Origin of the sequence: Mycobacterium heidelbergense (assembly GCF_010730745.1) — a bacterium.
Classification (GTDB): Bacteria; Actinomycetota; Actinomycetes; order Mycobacteriales; family Mycobacteriaceae; genus Mycobacterium; species Mycobacterium heidelbergense.
In genome coordinates, this window is sequence record NZ_AP022615.1 from 4851128 (window position 1) to 4865678 (window position 14551).

12 protein-coding genes, 1 tRNA gene and 1 pseudogene are annotated in these 14551 nt (G+C 68.1%); 10 read left to right on the forward strand and 4 right to left on the reverse strand.

All coding sequences use genetic code 11. The features are described 5' to 3' along the window. The first annotated feature begins 50 nt into the window (after positions 1-50). The 4 genes and pseudogenes from G6N25_RS22575 to G6N25_RS22590 form a co-directional block, all read left to right on the forward strand. Positions 51-497 (forward strand): DUF402 domain-containing protein, encoded by a 447-nt coding sequence (locus G6N25_RS22575; RefSeq protein ID WP_083075345.1) that lies wholly within the window; start codon positions 51-53, stop codon positions 495-497. After that, complete coding sequence (gene ligD, locus G6N25_RS22580; protein ID WP_083075341.1) at positions 494-1492, forward strand: non-homologous end-joining DNA ligase; 999 nt, start codon at positions 494-496, stop codon at positions 1490-1492. Before G6N25_RS22575 ends, ligD (G6N25_RS22580) begins: the two co-directional genes overlap by 4 nt. Next, a complete protein-coding gene (ligD, locus tag G6N25_RS22585) occupies positions 1492-2403 on the forward strand; it encodes a non-homologous end-joining DNA ligase (protein WP_083075285.1) in 912 nt (303 codons plus the stop codon). The genes ligD (G6N25_RS22580) and ligD (G6N25_RS22585) overlap by 1 nt, the downstream gene beginning before the upstream one ends. 50 nt (positions 2404-2453) lie before the next feature. After that, a pseudogene (locus G6N25_RS22590) lies at positions 2454-2705 on the forward strand (hypothetical protein); the annotation flags it as partial. Here G6N25_RS22590 and coaE read toward each other — a convergent pair. From coaE to polA, 3 genes are all read right to left on the reverse strand, one after another. Further along, on the reverse strand, positions 2702-3946 hold the full coding sequence (gene coaE, locus G6N25_RS22595; protein ID WP_083075283.1) for a dephospho-CoA kinase: 1245 nt from the start codon (positions 3944-3946) through the stop codon (positions 2702-2704). The pseudogene G6N25_RS22590 and the gene coaE overlap by 4 nt on opposite strands. Before the next feature lie 24 nt (positions 3947-3970). Next, complete coding sequence (gene rpsA / locus G6N25_RS22600) at positions 3971-5416, reverse strand: 30S ribosomal protein S1 (protein WP_083075281.1); 1446 nt, start codon at positions 5414-5416, stop codon at positions 3971-3973. A gap of 178 nt (positions 5417-5594) precedes the next feature. After that, the gene (polA, locus tag G6N25_RS22605) at positions 5595-8270 is read right to left on the reverse strand and encodes a DNA polymerase I (protein ID WP_142272744.1); all 2676 of its coding nucleotides are present in this window, start codon (positions 8268-8270) and stop codon (positions 5595-5597) included. 145 nt (positions 8271-8415) lie between these two features. Here polA and G6N25_RS22610 point away from each other — a divergent pair, with 145 nt between their 5' ends. Next, positions 8416-8901, forward strand: a complete 486-nt coding sequence (locus G6N25_RS22610) for a Zn-ribbon domain-containing OB-fold protein (RefSeq protein WP_083075277.1) — start codon at positions 8416-8418, stop codon at positions 8899-8901. After that, positions 8901-10109, forward strand: a complete 1209-nt coding sequence (locus G6N25_RS22615) for a lipid-transfer protein (protein WP_083075275.1) — start codon at positions 8901-8903, stop codon at positions 10107-10109. Before G6N25_RS22610 ends, G6N25_RS22615 begins: the two co-directional genes overlap by 1 nt. Before the next feature lie 115 nt (positions 10110-10224). On the opposite strand, the gene G6N25_RS22620 is transcribed toward G6N25_RS22615, so the two are convergent. Beyond that, on the reverse strand, positions 10225-10842 hold the full coding sequence (locus G6N25_RS22620) for an ANTAR domain-containing response regulator (RefSeq protein WP_372506734.1): 618 nt from the start codon (positions 10840-10842) through the stop codon (positions 10225-10227). A 93-nt stretch (positions 10843-10935) separates the two neighbouring features. On the opposite strand from G6N25_RS22620, the gene G6N25_RS22625 reads away from it, so the two are divergent. The 4 genes from G6N25_RS22625 to G6N25_RS22640 all read left to right on the forward strand — a co-directional run bounded on the left by G6N25_RS22625 (position 10936) and on the right by G6N25_RS22640 (position 14551). Further along, positions 10936-11012, forward strand: a tRNA-Leu gene (locus tag G6N25_RS22625). Positions 11013-11038: 26 nt separating this feature from the next. Then, positions 11039-12367 (forward strand): adenylate/guanylate cyclase domain-containing protein, encoded by a 1329-nt coding sequence (locus tag G6N25_RS22630; RefSeq protein WP_083075271.1) that lies wholly within the window; start codon positions 11039-11041, stop codon positions 12365-12367. 30 nt (positions 12368-12397) lie between these two features. Next, positions 12398-13000, forward strand: coding sequence for an HdeD family acid-resistance protein (locus G6N25_RS22635; RefSeq protein ID WP_142272740.1), 603 nt, complete (start codon positions 12398-12400; stop codon positions 12998-13000). A gap of 78 nt (positions 13001-13078) precedes the next feature. Beyond that, positions 13079-14551 (forward strand): cytochrome ubiquinol oxidase subunit I, encoded by a 1473-nt coding sequence (locus G6N25_RS22640; RefSeq protein WP_083075267.1) that lies wholly within the window; start codon positions 13079-13081, stop codon positions 14549-14551.

The following is a 14551-nucleotide window of genomic DNA, read 5'->3' on the forward strand; positions in this document are numbered from 1 at the left end:
ACGAGACGTTCGACCTGGTCGCCCGCACCAACACCGATCCGAAGGGCATTGTGCGGGCCGTCGAGGAGTACGTCGTGCGCCCCTGGGGGCTCTATGTGGCCCGCCCCACCCCCGGCCGGGCGCAGTTCCGCTACCTCGAATCGTGGCTGCTGCCGTCGCTGGGCCTGCGCGCCACCGTCTTTCATTTCAACCCCGGTCATGAACGCGACCACGACTACTACCTCGACGTGGGCGAGTACACGCCCGGCCCGAAGGTGTGGCGCTCCGAAGACCATTACCTCGACATCGAGGTCCGCACCGGCGCGGGCGCGGACCTGGCCGACGTCGACGAGCTGCTGGACGCCGTGCGCCACGGCCTGCTCACCCCGCAGGCCGCCGAGCGGGCGGTGCGCCGCGCCGTGGCCGCCGTCGACGGCCTGGCCCGCAACGACTACGACCTTTCCCGGTGGGCGGCCACCAACGGCCTGGAGCTCACCTGGCCCCGGACGCCGGCGTGACGGGTTTCGCCGGGCTGCCCGCCTCGGTCCGCGCGGCGCTGCACGACGAGCCGGTGCCCGACTGGCGATCCCCCACGCTGGCCACCCTGACCGACAAGCGGTTTTCCGATCCGCGATGGATCTTCGAGCGCAAATTCGACGGGATGCGCTGCCTGGCGTTCCGCGACGGCGACCGGGTGCGGCTGCTGTCGCGAAACCGTCAGCCGCTCAACGGAACCTACCCCGAACTCGTTGACGCGCTGGCCTCCCAGCGCACCACGCGGTTCGTGGTGGACGGCGAGGTGGTGGCGTTCGAAGGACGCCGTACCAGCTTCGCCCGGCTGCAGGGTCGTCTGGGCATCACCGACCCCGACGCGGCCCGGGCGTCGCCGGTCCGTGTCTTCTACTACCTCTTCGACCTGCTGCACCTCGACGGTGAGTCCACGATCGACGTGCCGCTGATGTGGCGTAAGAGGCTGCTGCGCAACGCGTTTGACTTCGAGGATCCGCTGCGCTACACGTCCCATCGCGTCAAGGACGGGATCGCCGCCTACCGGGCCGCCTGCGCGCGCGGCGACGAGGGAGTGATCGCCAAGCTGGCCGATTCGACGTATGACGGCCGCCGCTCGCCGAATTGGTTGAAGTTCAAATGCGTCCGCGACCAAGAGTTCGTGGTCGGCGGCTATACCAGCCCCAAGGGCGCCCGAATCGAGTTGGGCGCGCTGCTGCTCGGCTATTACGAAGGCCGCGACCTCGTCTACGCCGGCAAGGTCGGCACCGGCTTCGACGAGGCCACGCTGCGCCGCCTGCACGAGCGGCTGTCGCCCATCGAGCGGGACACACCTCCGTTCGCCCGGGGTCTGGTGCATGAGAAGAGCGCCCACTGGGTACGCCCGGAGCTGGTGGCCCAAATCGGGTTCACCGAGTGGACGCGCGACGGCAAGCTCCGCCACCCGCGCTATCTCGGTCTGCGCACCGACAAGGAGCCCCGCGACGTCGTACGGGAGACACACTGATGGCACACATCGAGGTCGAGGTCACCCATCCGGACCGGGTGATGTTTCCCGACCCCGCCTCTCAAAAAGGGATCACCAAGGGCGATCTCGTCGACTACTACGGCGAGGTGGCCGCCACGATGCTGCCGCACCTCAAGGGCCGGGCGCTCACCGTGCAACGGTTCCCGCGCGGCATCGGCGAACAAGGGTTCGTGCAACAGGATTTCGCCGATTCGCTGCCGGACTGGTTCGACCGTGTCGAGGTCGCCCGGGAGGGCGGGGCGGGCGGCACCGTGGTGCATCCCGTGGCCGAACGCCCCGAGGCGTTGCGCTGGCTGGCCAATCAGAACTGCATCGCGTTGCACGTGTGGCAGTCGCGGCGGGGCCGGCTGCACGAACCGGACCGACTGGTCTTCGACCTCGACCCGTCCGACACCGACTTCGCCGTGGTGCGGGCCACCGCCCGCGCGGTGGCCGGGGTGCTGGAGGACCTCGGGCTGGCGTTTTACGTGCAGACCACCGGGTCGCGCGGGCTGCACGTCGTGGTGCCGCTGCGCGCCGACACCGACTTCGACGCCGCCCGCCAATTCGCGCGCGAGGTCGCCGAGGTGGTGGTGGCCGACGACCCCGAGCACCGCACCGTGGAAGCCCGCAAGGACAACAGGGGCCGCCGGGTGTATCTCGACATCATGCGAAACGCCTACGCGCAGACGGCGGTTGCGCCGTATTCGGTCCGGGCCCGCGACGGCGCGCCGGTGGCGACCCCGCTGGAATGGGACGAACTGGATGCCCGCGACCTGCGGGCGGACCGGTTCACCATCCGCAACCTTCCCGAACGGCTTGCCGGGCAACGGGACCCGTGGGCCGACATGTATCGGCACGCCCGCTCGTTGACCGGCCCGGCGCGGCGCCTGGCGAGGCTACGTGCCTGAACTGCTCGACGTGGAAGGGTTTCGGCGCCCGCCTCGCCCACGGGCGGGTGGGCGGTCGGACGGACAGCGCCGGCCTGGGTTCGATGCCCGGCAACGTCTTCGAGGCCGACACGGTGTTGCCCGATCCCCAACAGGCCGGCATGCGGATTGTGCTTCGCTGGCCCTATTCGGCCAACGTGCACTGCGAGATCGATGTGGACGACAACGTTTTCGTTCAGGTTGACCAAGTCGTCAGACCCGCACCGGGGAATCCCGGCCCCAACAACGGCGCGCTGCAATGCGGCGCACCCCTGCCCGGTTAGGCGCCCGGCGAGGGCCGCCATCCGGTCGAGTCGGCCCATTCCCACGCCCGCCGGTAGGCGTCGAGAAACCACGGCTCCTTCGCGGCGACATAGGCCGCGGCGTCGCCGCCGGCGCGCCGGTCGGCCTCGCGCTTGACGGCCAAATAGTCGGCGCGCACCTCGGGATTGTCCGCCAGCCAGTCGACGAACAGCAGGGCGAATTGTTGATTGGGCCAGCCGTCCACCCGGATGTGCACGTTGGTCGGTCGGCCCGGATCCGCCGACCCGTGAATCCGCTTGTGCCACAACCCCGGATCGTCGCCGTGGTCGTAGCGGCCGATGGTGCTGCGGGCCCCGGCATTGGAGGCCTTGACGACGTCGGAGGTGATGCGCTCGATGCGCGGGTAGCCGGCGGCCAACAACGGCTCGACGAGTTCGTCGGCGACCGCGAGCGATTCGACGGTGACCTGAATGTCGATGACGTCCTTGGCCGGGAAATTCAGGAAGCCGGGGACGGCGGTCGAGCCGATGTGGTCGACGCGCAGCGCCCGATGGCCGCACGCGGTCTTCAGCCGGGCGACGATGCGCCGCCCCTGGTCCGGCCAACTCGGATCGGGCGGCACCAGCCGCGCCGCAGCCCGGGCGACCTCGCCCGCGCTCAGGTTGTGGGCGAACGGCAGGATGCGGCCATGCCACACGTCGCGGGCCCGCTGCGCCAATTCGCCTGCGCTGCCGGAGTTGTCCAGCCAGACGTCGGCGACGGCGCGGCGCTGTTCGTCGCCGGCCTGGGCGGCGATCCTGGCGCGGGCGTCCTCTTCGGACATGCCGCGCTGTTCGACCAGCCGCCGCACCCGCACCTCGACGTCGGCGTGCACCACGACCACGAGCGGGAACAGCGGCGCCATGCCGGATTCCACCAGCAGCGGAATGTCCTCGACCACGACGGCGTCGTCGGGCACCGAAGCGATGATCTCCGCGCGGCGCCTGCCGACCAGCGGGTGGACGATCCCGTTGAGCCTCTGGCGGGCTTCGTCGTCGGCAAAAGCCTTGGCGGCCAGGGCCGGGCGATTCAGCGATCCGTCGGGAAGCAGGATGTCGTCGCCGAAAGCGTCGACCAGCGATGCCAGGCCTTCGGCGCCCGGCAGGACCACCTCGCGGGCGATGACATCGCCGTCGACGATGACCGCGCCGCACTGTTCGAAGGTGGCCGAGACCGCCGACTTGCCGGCGCCGATGCCACCGGTCAACCCGATGCGCAGCATGACGTGAGCGCGATCAGAAAAGGGCTAAGCGTTGCCGGCGAGCTTTTCCCGCAGGGCCGCCAATTGGGCGTCGCTGGCCAGCGATCCGCCCGCCGCCTTCTCCGACGGCGCGCCGTTGCCCGGCGCCTGGTCGCCATCGCCGTGCCCGGCCGCCTCCGCCGCGGCGAACTTCTCCATCTGCGCGGTGTGCATCTTGTGCCGGCGCTCGGCCTCGGCGTAGCGGCCCTCCCACTCGGTGCGCTGCTTGTCGAATCCCTCGAGCCATTCGTTGGTTTCGGAGTCGAAGCCCTCGGGGAAGATGTAGTTGCCCTGCTCGTCGTAGCTGTCGGCCATGCCGTACTTCGCCGGGTCGAACTCGTCGGTGTAGTCCTCGTTGGCCTGCTTGAGCGACAACGAGATCCGGCGCCGCTCCAGGTCGATGTCGATCACCTTGACCATCGCGTCGTCGCCGACGGCGACCACCTGGTCGGGCACCTCGACGTGACGCTCGGCCAGCTCGGAGATGTGCACCAGGCCCTCGATGCCCTCCTCGACGCGCACGAACGCGCCGAACGGCACCAGCTTGGTGACCTTGCCCGGCACGATCTGGCCGATGGCGTGGGTGCGGGCGAAGTGCCGCCACGGGTCTTCCTGGGTTGCCTTGAGCGACAACGAAACCCGCTCGCGGTCCATGTCGACGTCGAGCACCTCGACGGTGACCTCGTCGCCGACCTGGACCACCTCGGACGGGTGGTCGATGTGCTTCCAACTCAACTCGGAGACGTGCACCAGGCCGTCCACCCCGCCGAGATCGACGAACGCGCCGAAGTTGACGATGGAGGACACCACACCCTTGCGGATGCTGCCCTTCTGCAGCTGGTTCAAGAATTCGCTGCGCACCTCGGACTGGGTCTGCTCCAGCCAGGCTCGCCGGGACAGGACCACGTTGTTGCGGTTCTTGTCCAGCTCGATGATCTTGGCCTCGATCTCCTTGCCGATGTACGGCTGCAGGTCACGAACGCGCCGCATCTCGACGAGCGAGGCGGGCAGGAAGCCCCGCAGCCCGATGTCGAGGATCAGGCCGCCCTTGACCACCTCGATGACGGTGCCCTTGACGGCCTCGTCCTTCTCCTTGAGCGCCTCGATGGTGCCCCACGCGCGCTCGTACTGGGCGCGCTTCTTGGAGAGGATCAGCCGGCCTTCTTTGTCCTCCTTGGTGAGGACCAGGGCCTCGACCTCGTCGCCGACGGAGACGACCTCGTTGGGGTCGACGTCGTGCTTGATGGAGAGCTCGCGGGCGGGGATGACCCCTTCGGTCTTGTAGCCGATGTCGAGGAGCACCTCGTCCCGGTCCACTTTGACGATGGTTCCTTCGACGATGTCGCCATCGTTGAAGTACTTGATCGTTTTGTCGATGGCGGCAAGGAAATCCTCGCTGGAGCCTATGTCGTTGACGGCTACTTGCGGCGAGGTGATGGCGGGACTCGGCATGTTGTTGGGTTGCTCCGGACAGGTTGGGTCGTAGGGACAAAATCAGGATTTACTCGTCGAGGCTACTCGACTGGGCACACGCTGGCCAAACCCGGGCGGCGCGCGCGAGCCCGACGGCCGCCGCGAATGCATCGCCACGGCGAGGTTTCGGACGTTACGCTCGCCGGCTTGAGCGCCCTCAGTGGGCCGCCGAATCCCAGCTGCGGCCGTAGCCCACCGACACCTCGAGCGGGACATCCAGTGGATACGCGGCGCCCATCTTCTCCCGCGCTAGCGCCTCGACCTGCTCCCGCTCACCGGAGGCGATCTCGAACAACAGCTCGTCGTGCACCTGCAGCAGCATGCGCGACGCCAGCCCGGCCTCCTTGAGCGCCCTGTCGACCTCGATCATGGCCACCTTGATGATGTCGGCCGCGCTGCCCTGGATGGGCGCGTTGAGCGCCGCCCGCTCGGCGGCCTCCCGCACCTGACGATTGGTGCTGTCCAGCTCGGGCAGATAGCGGCGCCGGCCCAGCACCGTCGACGTGTAGCCGTCCTTGCGGGCCTGCTCCACAACGTCCATCAGGTAGTCGCGCACCCCGCCGAACCGGGCGAAGTACTGGTCCATCTGGACCTTCGCCTCCTCGGTGGAGATCTTCAGCTGGGCGGCCAGCCCGTAGGCGCTCAGCCCGTAAGCCAGGCCGTACGACATCGCCTTGACCCGCCGGCGCAGCTCGGCGGTGACCTCCTCGATCGGCACGCCGAAGGCGCGCGCGGCGACGAACGAGTGCAGGTCCTCCCCCGTGTTGAAGGCCTCGATCAGGCCCTCGTCGCGGGACAGGTGCGCCATGATCCGCATCTCGATCTGACTGTAGTCGGCGGTCATCAGCTCGGCGAATGGTCCGGCGGGGCCCTTGCCGACCACGAACGCGTCCCGGATCTGGCGCCCGGCGTCGGTGCGGATCGGGATGTTCTGCAGGTTGGGTTCGGTCGATGACAGCCTGCCGGTCGCCGCGATCGTCTGGTTGAACGTGGTATGAATCCGGCCGTCCGCGGCCACCGCGTTGAGCAGCCCGTCGACGGTGACCTTCAGCCGGGTGACGTCGCGGTGGGCCAGCAGGTGCTGCAGGAACGGGTGTCCGGTCTTATCGAATAGCGACTGCAGGGCGTCCGCGTCGGTGGTGTAGCCGGTTTTGGTCCGCTTGGTCTTCGGCATCGCCAGTTCGTCGAACAACACCACCTGCAGCTGCTTGGGGGAACCCAGGTTGATCTGCTTGCCGATCACGGCGTAGGCCGCCTCGGCGGCGTCGCGGATCTGGTCGCCGAACTGGCTTTGCAACTCGCCCAGCAGCTGCAAATCGACGGCGATGCCGGCGCTTTCCATGTCCGCGAGCACCTGCTGGACCGGTAGCTCCATCTCACTCAGCAATGCGCGGGAATCGATGCGGTCCAGCTCGGTGTCCAGCGCGTCGGCGAGGTCCACCACGGCCCGGGCCCGCAGTATCAACGTCTGGACGGCTTGCTCGTCCACCCCGTCGAGGTCGTCGAGCAGCGAAAGCTGTTGCTGCTCGGCGGTTTCGGCGCGCAGCTCGCGACGCAGGTAGCGCAGCGAAAGATCGTCGAGGGTGAAGCTGCGCTGCCCCGGGCGCACCAGGTAGGCCGCCAGCGCGGTGTCGGAGGTGACGCCGTTCAGCGTCCAGCCGCGGCCCGCCAGGTCGTGGATGGCCAGCTTGGCCTCGTGCAGCGACTTGGGTTTGGCCGGATCGGCCAGCCAGGCCGCCAGCGCGGCGTCGTCGTCGGGGGTCAACGTCGCGGTGTCGATGTAGCCGCCTTCGCCGTCGGCGGCGGCGATGGCCAGCGCGGTGGCGTCCCCGTCGTGCGGCAGGTGGGTGCCCGCGACGGCCAGCCCGGCGCGTCGCCCGTCGCCGGCATGCTCGGTGAGCCAGCGCCCGAGCGTGCCGGGCTCCAGCGCGCCGCCGCGCACGTCGAATCCCTCGTCGACCTCGGGCTCGACGGCGGCCAGGGTCTCAAAGAGCCGGTCCCGAAGGACCCGGAATTCCAGGTCGTCGAAGAGCCGGTGAATCTGGTCGCGGTCCCACGGCTGCAGCCGCAGGGTGTCGGGTGTCTGCGCCAGCGGCACGTCTTTGACGAGGTCGGTGAGCTCGCGGTTGCGCACCACGCCGGCCAGATTCGCCCGCAACGCGTCGCCCACCTTGCCGCGGACCGAGTCGACGTTGTCGACCAGCGCCTGCAGCGAGCCGTATTCGACGATCCACTTGGACGCCGTCTTCTCCCCGACGCCCGGAATGCCCGGCAGGTTGTCGCTGGGGTCGCCGCGTAGCGCGGCGAAGTCGGGGTACTGCGTGGGGGTCAGCCCGTACTTTTCGACGACGGCCTCGGGGGTGAAGCGGGTCAGTTCGCTGACGCCTTTGCGGGGGTAGAGCACCGTCACGTCATCGCTGACCAACTGCAGGGAGTCGCGGTCACCGGTGACCACCAGCACCCGATAGCCCTCGTTTTCGGCCTGGGTGGCCAGGGTCGCGATCAGGTCGTCGGCCTCGAACCCCGGCTCCGCGAGTACCGTGATGCCCAGCGCGCCCAGCACCTCCTTGGTGATGTCGATCTGGCCGTGGAACTCGTCGGGGGTCGCCGAGCGGTTGGCCTTGTATTCCGGGTAGCGCTCGGAGCGGAAGGTTTGCCGCGACACGTCGAATGCGGCGGCGATGTGCGTCGGGGCCTCGTCGCGCAGCAGGTTGATCAGCATGGCGGTGAAGCCGTACACCGCGTTGGTGGTCAGGCCGCCGCGGGTCTTGAAGTTCTCCGCGGGCAGCGCGTAGAACGCCCGGAACGCCAGCGAATTGCCGTCCAGCAGCATCAGCGTCGGCTTGGTTTGTTCCTCTGTCTTTTGAGGGGTAGCGACGGGCACGGCTTTCACTCTAGGCACCGCGTCCGACGCGTTCCGAGCCCGGCGGAACTGCAACACGTTTCAGTTTTGTCTACGGGCTGGGTACGCTGGCCCGGTGCCAGAAGTGACCAGCCAAGAGCCGGCCGTCGACGGATGGTTCGCCACCGACGAGGCCGGCAACCCGCACCTGATCGGCAGCAAGTGCCCCCAGTGCGGCACCTATGTCTTTCCGCCCCGCGACAACAACTGCCCCAATCCGGCCTGCTCCAGCGACACGCTGGAGTCGGTCGCGCTGTCGACGCGGGGAACGCTGTGGAGCTACACGGAAAACCGTTACGCGCCGCCGCCGCCCTACCCCGCCCCGGACCCCTTTGAGCCGTTCGCCGTCGCCGCGGTGGAGCTGGCCCAAGAGGGGCTGATCGTGCTGGGCAAGGTGGTCGAGGGCACGCTGGCCGCCGACCTGAAGGTGGGCATGCAGATGGAGCTGACCACCATGCCGCTGTTCACCGACGACGACGGCGTCGAGCGCGTGGTGCACGCGTGGAGGATCGCATCCGCCGGCGACGATGCAGAGCGAAGCGATGAGGAGGAGCGGCGCTGATGACGACGAACGCACCGGAGCCGCTGTACATCCTCGGCGCCGGCATGCACCCCTGGGGCAAGTGGGGCCGCGACTTCACCGAATACGGTGTGGTGGCCGCGCGCGCCGCGCTGGCCGAGGCCGGCCTGGACTGGCGACAGATCCAGCTGGTCGCCGGCGCGGACACCATCCGCAACGGCTACCCCGGCTTCATCGCCGGGTCGACGTTCGCGCAGAAACTCGGCTGGAACGGCGTGCCGGTCAGTTCCAGCTACGCCGCGTGTGCCAGCGGTTCGCAGGCGTTGCAGAGCGCGCGCGCCCACATCCTGGCCGGGTTCTGCGACGTCGCGCTGGTGATCGGTGCCGACACCACCCCGAAGGGGGCGTTCGCCCCCGTCGGCGGAGAGCGCAAGAACGACCCCGACTGGCAGCGGTTCCACCTGATCGGTGCCAGCAACCCGGTCTACTTCGCGCTGCTGGCGCGGCGCCGGATGGACCTGTACGGCGCCACCCTCGAGGATTTCGCCCAGGTGAAGGTCAAGAACTCCCGGCACGGTTTGCAGAACCCGAATGCCCGCTACCGCAAGGAGGCGTCCGTCGAGGACGTGCTGGCCAGCGCGGTGGTGGCCGATCCGCTGCGTCTGCTGGACATCTGCGCCACGTCCGACGGCGCGGCGGCGCTGGTCGTCGCCAGCGCCGACTTCGCCCGCAAGCACCTGGGCTCACTCGACGGCGTACCGTCGGTGCGCGCGGTCAGCACCGTGACCCCGCGCTATCCCCAGCACCTGCCCGAATTGCCCGACATCGCAACGGATTCCACCGCCGTGGTGCCCGCGCCGGACCGGGTGTTCAAGGACCAGATCCTGGACGCGGCCTACGCCGAAGCGGGCATCGGGCCCTCAGACGTGAGCCTGGCCGAGGTCTACGACCTGTCCACCGCGCTGGAACTCGACTGGTACGAGCACCTGGGGTTGTGCCCCAAGGGTGAGGCCGAGGCGCTGCTGCGCAGCGGAGCCACCACCATCGGCGGCAAGGTTCCGGTCAACCCGTCGGGCGGGCTGGCGTGTTTCGGCGAGGCGATTCCCGCCCAGGCGATCGCCCAGGTCTGCGAGCTGACCTGGCAGCTGCGGGGCCAGGCCACCGGCCGGCAGGTGGAGGGGGCGACCGTCGGCGTCACCGCCAATCAGGGCCTCTTCGGCCACGGCTCGTCGGTGATCGTCGCGCGCTAGGCTGGCCGGCTGCCGGCTGGCGCGAGCGTGCGCAGTTGTACGGGTTTAGCGGCGTGTCGCCGTACAGACACGCACGCTCACGACAGGGCGGCCGCACGCTCACGGCAAGACAGGCTCATTCGGCTGGGGTGTCGAGGGTTTCCAGGACGACCTCGGCCACCCGCTTCATGGTGGTCCGCCGGTCCATGGCGGCGCGCTGGATCCACTTGAACGCTTCGGGCTCGGTCATGCCCTGCTTGGTCTGCAGCAGGCCCTTGGCGCGTTCGACCAGCTTGCGGGTCTCCAACCGGTCGGACAACGTCGCCACCTCGCGCTCCAGCGCGGTGACCTCGCTGAACCGGCTGACGGCCAACTCGATGGCCGGGATCAGGTCGCTGATGGTGAAGGGTTTCACCAGGTAGGCCATGGCCCCGGCATCGCGGGCGCGTTCGACCAGGTCGCGCTGGCTGAACGCGGTCAGCACCACGATGGGCGCGATGCGCTTGCTGGCGATCTCCGACGCCGCGTCGATCCCGTCGCGGCGCGGCATCTTCACGTCCATGATCACCAGGTCGGGCTTATGCCGCTCGGCGAGTTCGACGGCCTCCTGGCCGTCGCCGGCCTCGCCGACGATCTCGTAACCCTCCTCGCGCAGCATCTCGGCCAGGTCCAGCCGGATGAGGGCTTCGTCTTCTGCGATCAGGACCCGGCGCCGCGCGGCGGCGGCTCCGGTGTCGGTCATGGGGCCTGCCATGACCGACATTGTCTCGTGCGCCGCCGCGACCAGCGACGTCGGGGGCGGTGAGAATCGACGACCACACCGATCCTCTATGGTGGGAGGCTCGAAGCCCTCGTATCCCAACTGGCAGAGGAAACGGATTCAAAACCCGTCCAGTGTGAGTTCGAATCTCACCGAGGGCACCACAGCGATCAGCGGTTACGCTCTTGGTGTGGCGGCTAAGAAATGCGGCGCCCCACCCAGGTCGGCCGGCTCGTCGAGGTCCCCGGACTGCGTAGCGGCGGTGCGGGCGCAAACCCGTGACCGCAATCAGCACTACGCCGACAGCGCCGCGCGCCGGGCCCGTATCCTCGCGATCACCGCGTGGCTGGCCGTGGTGGTGAGCGCGAGCTTCGTACTCGTGCAGATCGTCAGCGGATCGTGGCTGTGGCAGGTCAGCTCGATCAACGTCGTCGGCGCGATGGTCTTCGCGATGGTTCCGTGGCTGCAGCGATTCGGGGAATTGGTTGCGCCGCTTACCTTTCTCGGCGCGGCGTATGTCTCGGTCTTCGCCAGCTGCCTGGACGTGGGCACCGGCGCGGGGGCCCAGTTCTTCTTCCTGGTGGGCGCCTGCATAGTCGTGCTGTTGTTGGGCGTCGAACACATCGTGTTGGCGTCCGCGCTGGCGGCGGTCGCCGCCGGCCTGATCGTCGCCGTCGAGTTTCTGGTCCCCCGCGACACCGGGCTCCAGCCGCCCTGGGTCCAGTCGGTGGGCTTCGTCGTCACCGCCATCTCCGCGGTCGTGATGGTGGTGGTCACGGTGTGGTTCGCCCTGCGCGACACCGCGCGCGCCGAGGCCGTGATGGAGGCGCAGTACGAGCGCTCGGAAACCCTGTTGGCCAACATGTTGCCGGCCAGCATCGCCGAGCGGCTCAAGGAGCCCGAGCGAGGCGTCATCGCCGACAAGTACGACGACGCCTCGGTGTTGTTCGCCGACATCGTGGGGTTCACCGAACGCGCCAGCAGCGCCGCGCCGGCGGACCTGGTTCGCTTCCTCGACCGCTTGTACAGCGCGTTCGACGCGCTCGTGGACAAGCACGGACTGGAGAAAATCAAAGTCAGCGGCGACTCCTACATGGTGGTCAGCGGGGTGCCGCGCCCGCGGCCCGACCACGCCCAGGCGCTCGCGGATTTCGCGCTCGACATGGCCAATGTCGCAGCGGCGCTGAAGGATCCGCAGGGTCACCCGGTCCGGCTGCGGGTGGGCATGGCCTGCGGACCGGTGGTCGGGGGCGTCGTGGGTTCTCGCCGGTTCTTCTACGACGTGTGGGGGGACGCGGTCAATGTCGCGTCCCGGATGGAATCCACCGATTCGGTGGGACGCATCCAGGTGCCCGAGGCGATGCACGCGCGCCTCAAAGACGATTTCGTGCTGCAGGAGCGGGGCCGCATCGACGTCAAGGGCAAGGGCCCCATGCGCACCTGGTATCTGATCGCCCGCAAGGCGGCCGAGGAATCCGGCGACCTGCTTGCCGGGGAGGCGCGCACCGCACGCGTCTGAGCCGAAAAGCCCCTATACCGGGGCCGGGGTTTGTGTCAGACTGCGGCCATGCAAACCACTCCTGGAACCGCTCCAGTCCCAAGCTTGTTGCCGCACTTGTGGAAATCCGCGCTGGTATCGGGAATTCTGTCGCTGATCGTCGGCGTCCTGGTGCTGGCGTGGCCGGGAATATCCGTCCTGGCCGCCGCCGTCGCGTTCGGCGTCTATCTGCTGATCACCGGTGTCGCACAGGTGATCTTCGCCTTCGCGCTGCACGTTTCGGCGGGCAGCCGGGTCCTGTTGTTCATCAGCGGCGCCGCGTCACTCATTCTGGCCGTCTTGGCGTTTCGTCATTTCGGTCACGACCCGTCGCTCGCAGTCCTGTTGCTGGCCATCTGGATTGGCATCGGGTTCATCTTCCGCGGGGTGGCCACGACGGTCTCGGCCATCAGCGACCCGGCGCTGCCGGGGCGAGGGTGGTCGATCTTCGTCGGCGTGATCAGCCTGCTCGCCGGCATCGTCGTCCTGGCGTCACCGTTCGCGTCGATCATCACCCTGGCGATCGTGGCCGGCGTCTGGTTCGTCATCATCGGCGTGTTCGAGATCGTGCAGTCGTTCGGCATCCGCAGGGCGTCCAGAACGCACGGCGCGTAAACCGGCCCGACAGAACCGGTAGCGTCGGCCCAGCTTTTCTACTACACTTCGTAGTAGCCGTTCTACGGGAGATGGCAAATGAATGTCGTCGACATATCGCGGTGGCAGTTCGGTATCACTACCGTCTACCACTTCATCTTCGTGCCGCTCACCATCGGTCTGGCCCCGCTGATCGCCGTCATGCAGACGGTGTGGGTGCTGACCGGTAACGCCGCGTGGTACCGCCTGACCAAGTTCTTCGGCAAGTTGTTCCTGATCAACTTCGCCATCGGCGTGGCGACCGGGATCGTCCAGGAATTCCAGTTCGGCATGAACTGGAGCGAGTACTCCCGGTTCGTCGGCGACATCTTCGGCGCGCCGCTGGCGATGGAGGGCCTGGCCGCCTTCTTCTTCGAATCCACCTTCATCGGGCTGTGGATCTTCGGCTGGAGCCGGCTGCCGCGGCTGATACACCTGGCGTGCATCTGGATCGTCGCGATCGGTGTGAACGTGTCCGCGTTCTTCATCATCGCGGCGAACTCGTTCATGCAGCACCCGGTCGGCGCGCATTACAACCCGGCGACGCACCGTGCCGAGTTGAACAGCATCGGCGCGTTGCTGTCCAATAACACCGCGCTGGCGGCGTTTTCGCACACGGTGGCCGGATCCCTATTGACCGCCGGGACATTCGTCGCCGCCGTCAGCGCCTGGTGGCTGGTGCGTTCGCGCAATGCGGCAACCGCCACCCCCGCCGCCGAATCGAACGCCCGCACCATGTTTCGCCCGGCAACCATCCTGGGATGTTGGGTGGTGCTGATCGCCGCGGTCGGTTTGTTCTTCACCGGTGACCGCCAGGGCAAGCTGATGTTCGTCCAGCAGCCGATGAAAATGGCGTCGGCGGAATCGTTGTGCAGCACCGAAACCGATCCGAACTTCTCGATCCTGACCGTCGGCACCCACAACAACTGCGACAGCATCACACGTGTGATCGAGGTGCCCTACGTCCTGTCGTTCCTCGCCGAGGGTCGGGCCAGCGACGTCACGCTGCAGGGCGTGCGCAACATGCAGCAGGACTACGAACACCGGTTCGGGCCAAACGACTACCGGCCCAACCTGTTCGTCACCTACTGGTCGTTCCGCGCCATGATCGGGCTGCTGGCGATTCCGGTGCTGTTCGCGCTGACCGCGTTGTGGCTCACCCGCGGTGGCCGGATTCCCAACCAGCGATGGTTCTCCTGGTTCGCCCTGCTGACCATTCCGGCGCCGTTCCTCTCCAACATCTCCGGGTGGGTGTTCACCGAGATGGGCCGCCAGCCCTGGATCGTCGTCCCCAACCCGACCGGCGACCAGGAGGTCCGGCTCACCGTCCGCGAAGCCGTCTCCAACCACGCTCCCGGCATGGTCGTCACCTCGCTGGTCACGTTCACCCTGGTTTACGCGGTGCTCGCGGTCATCTGGTTCTTCCTGCTCAAGCGCTACATCGCCGAGGGGCCACAGGAGCACGACGCGGAACCGGCCGCGCCCCACGCACCCGGCGACGACGAGGTGGCACCGCTGTCTTTCGCCTACTGA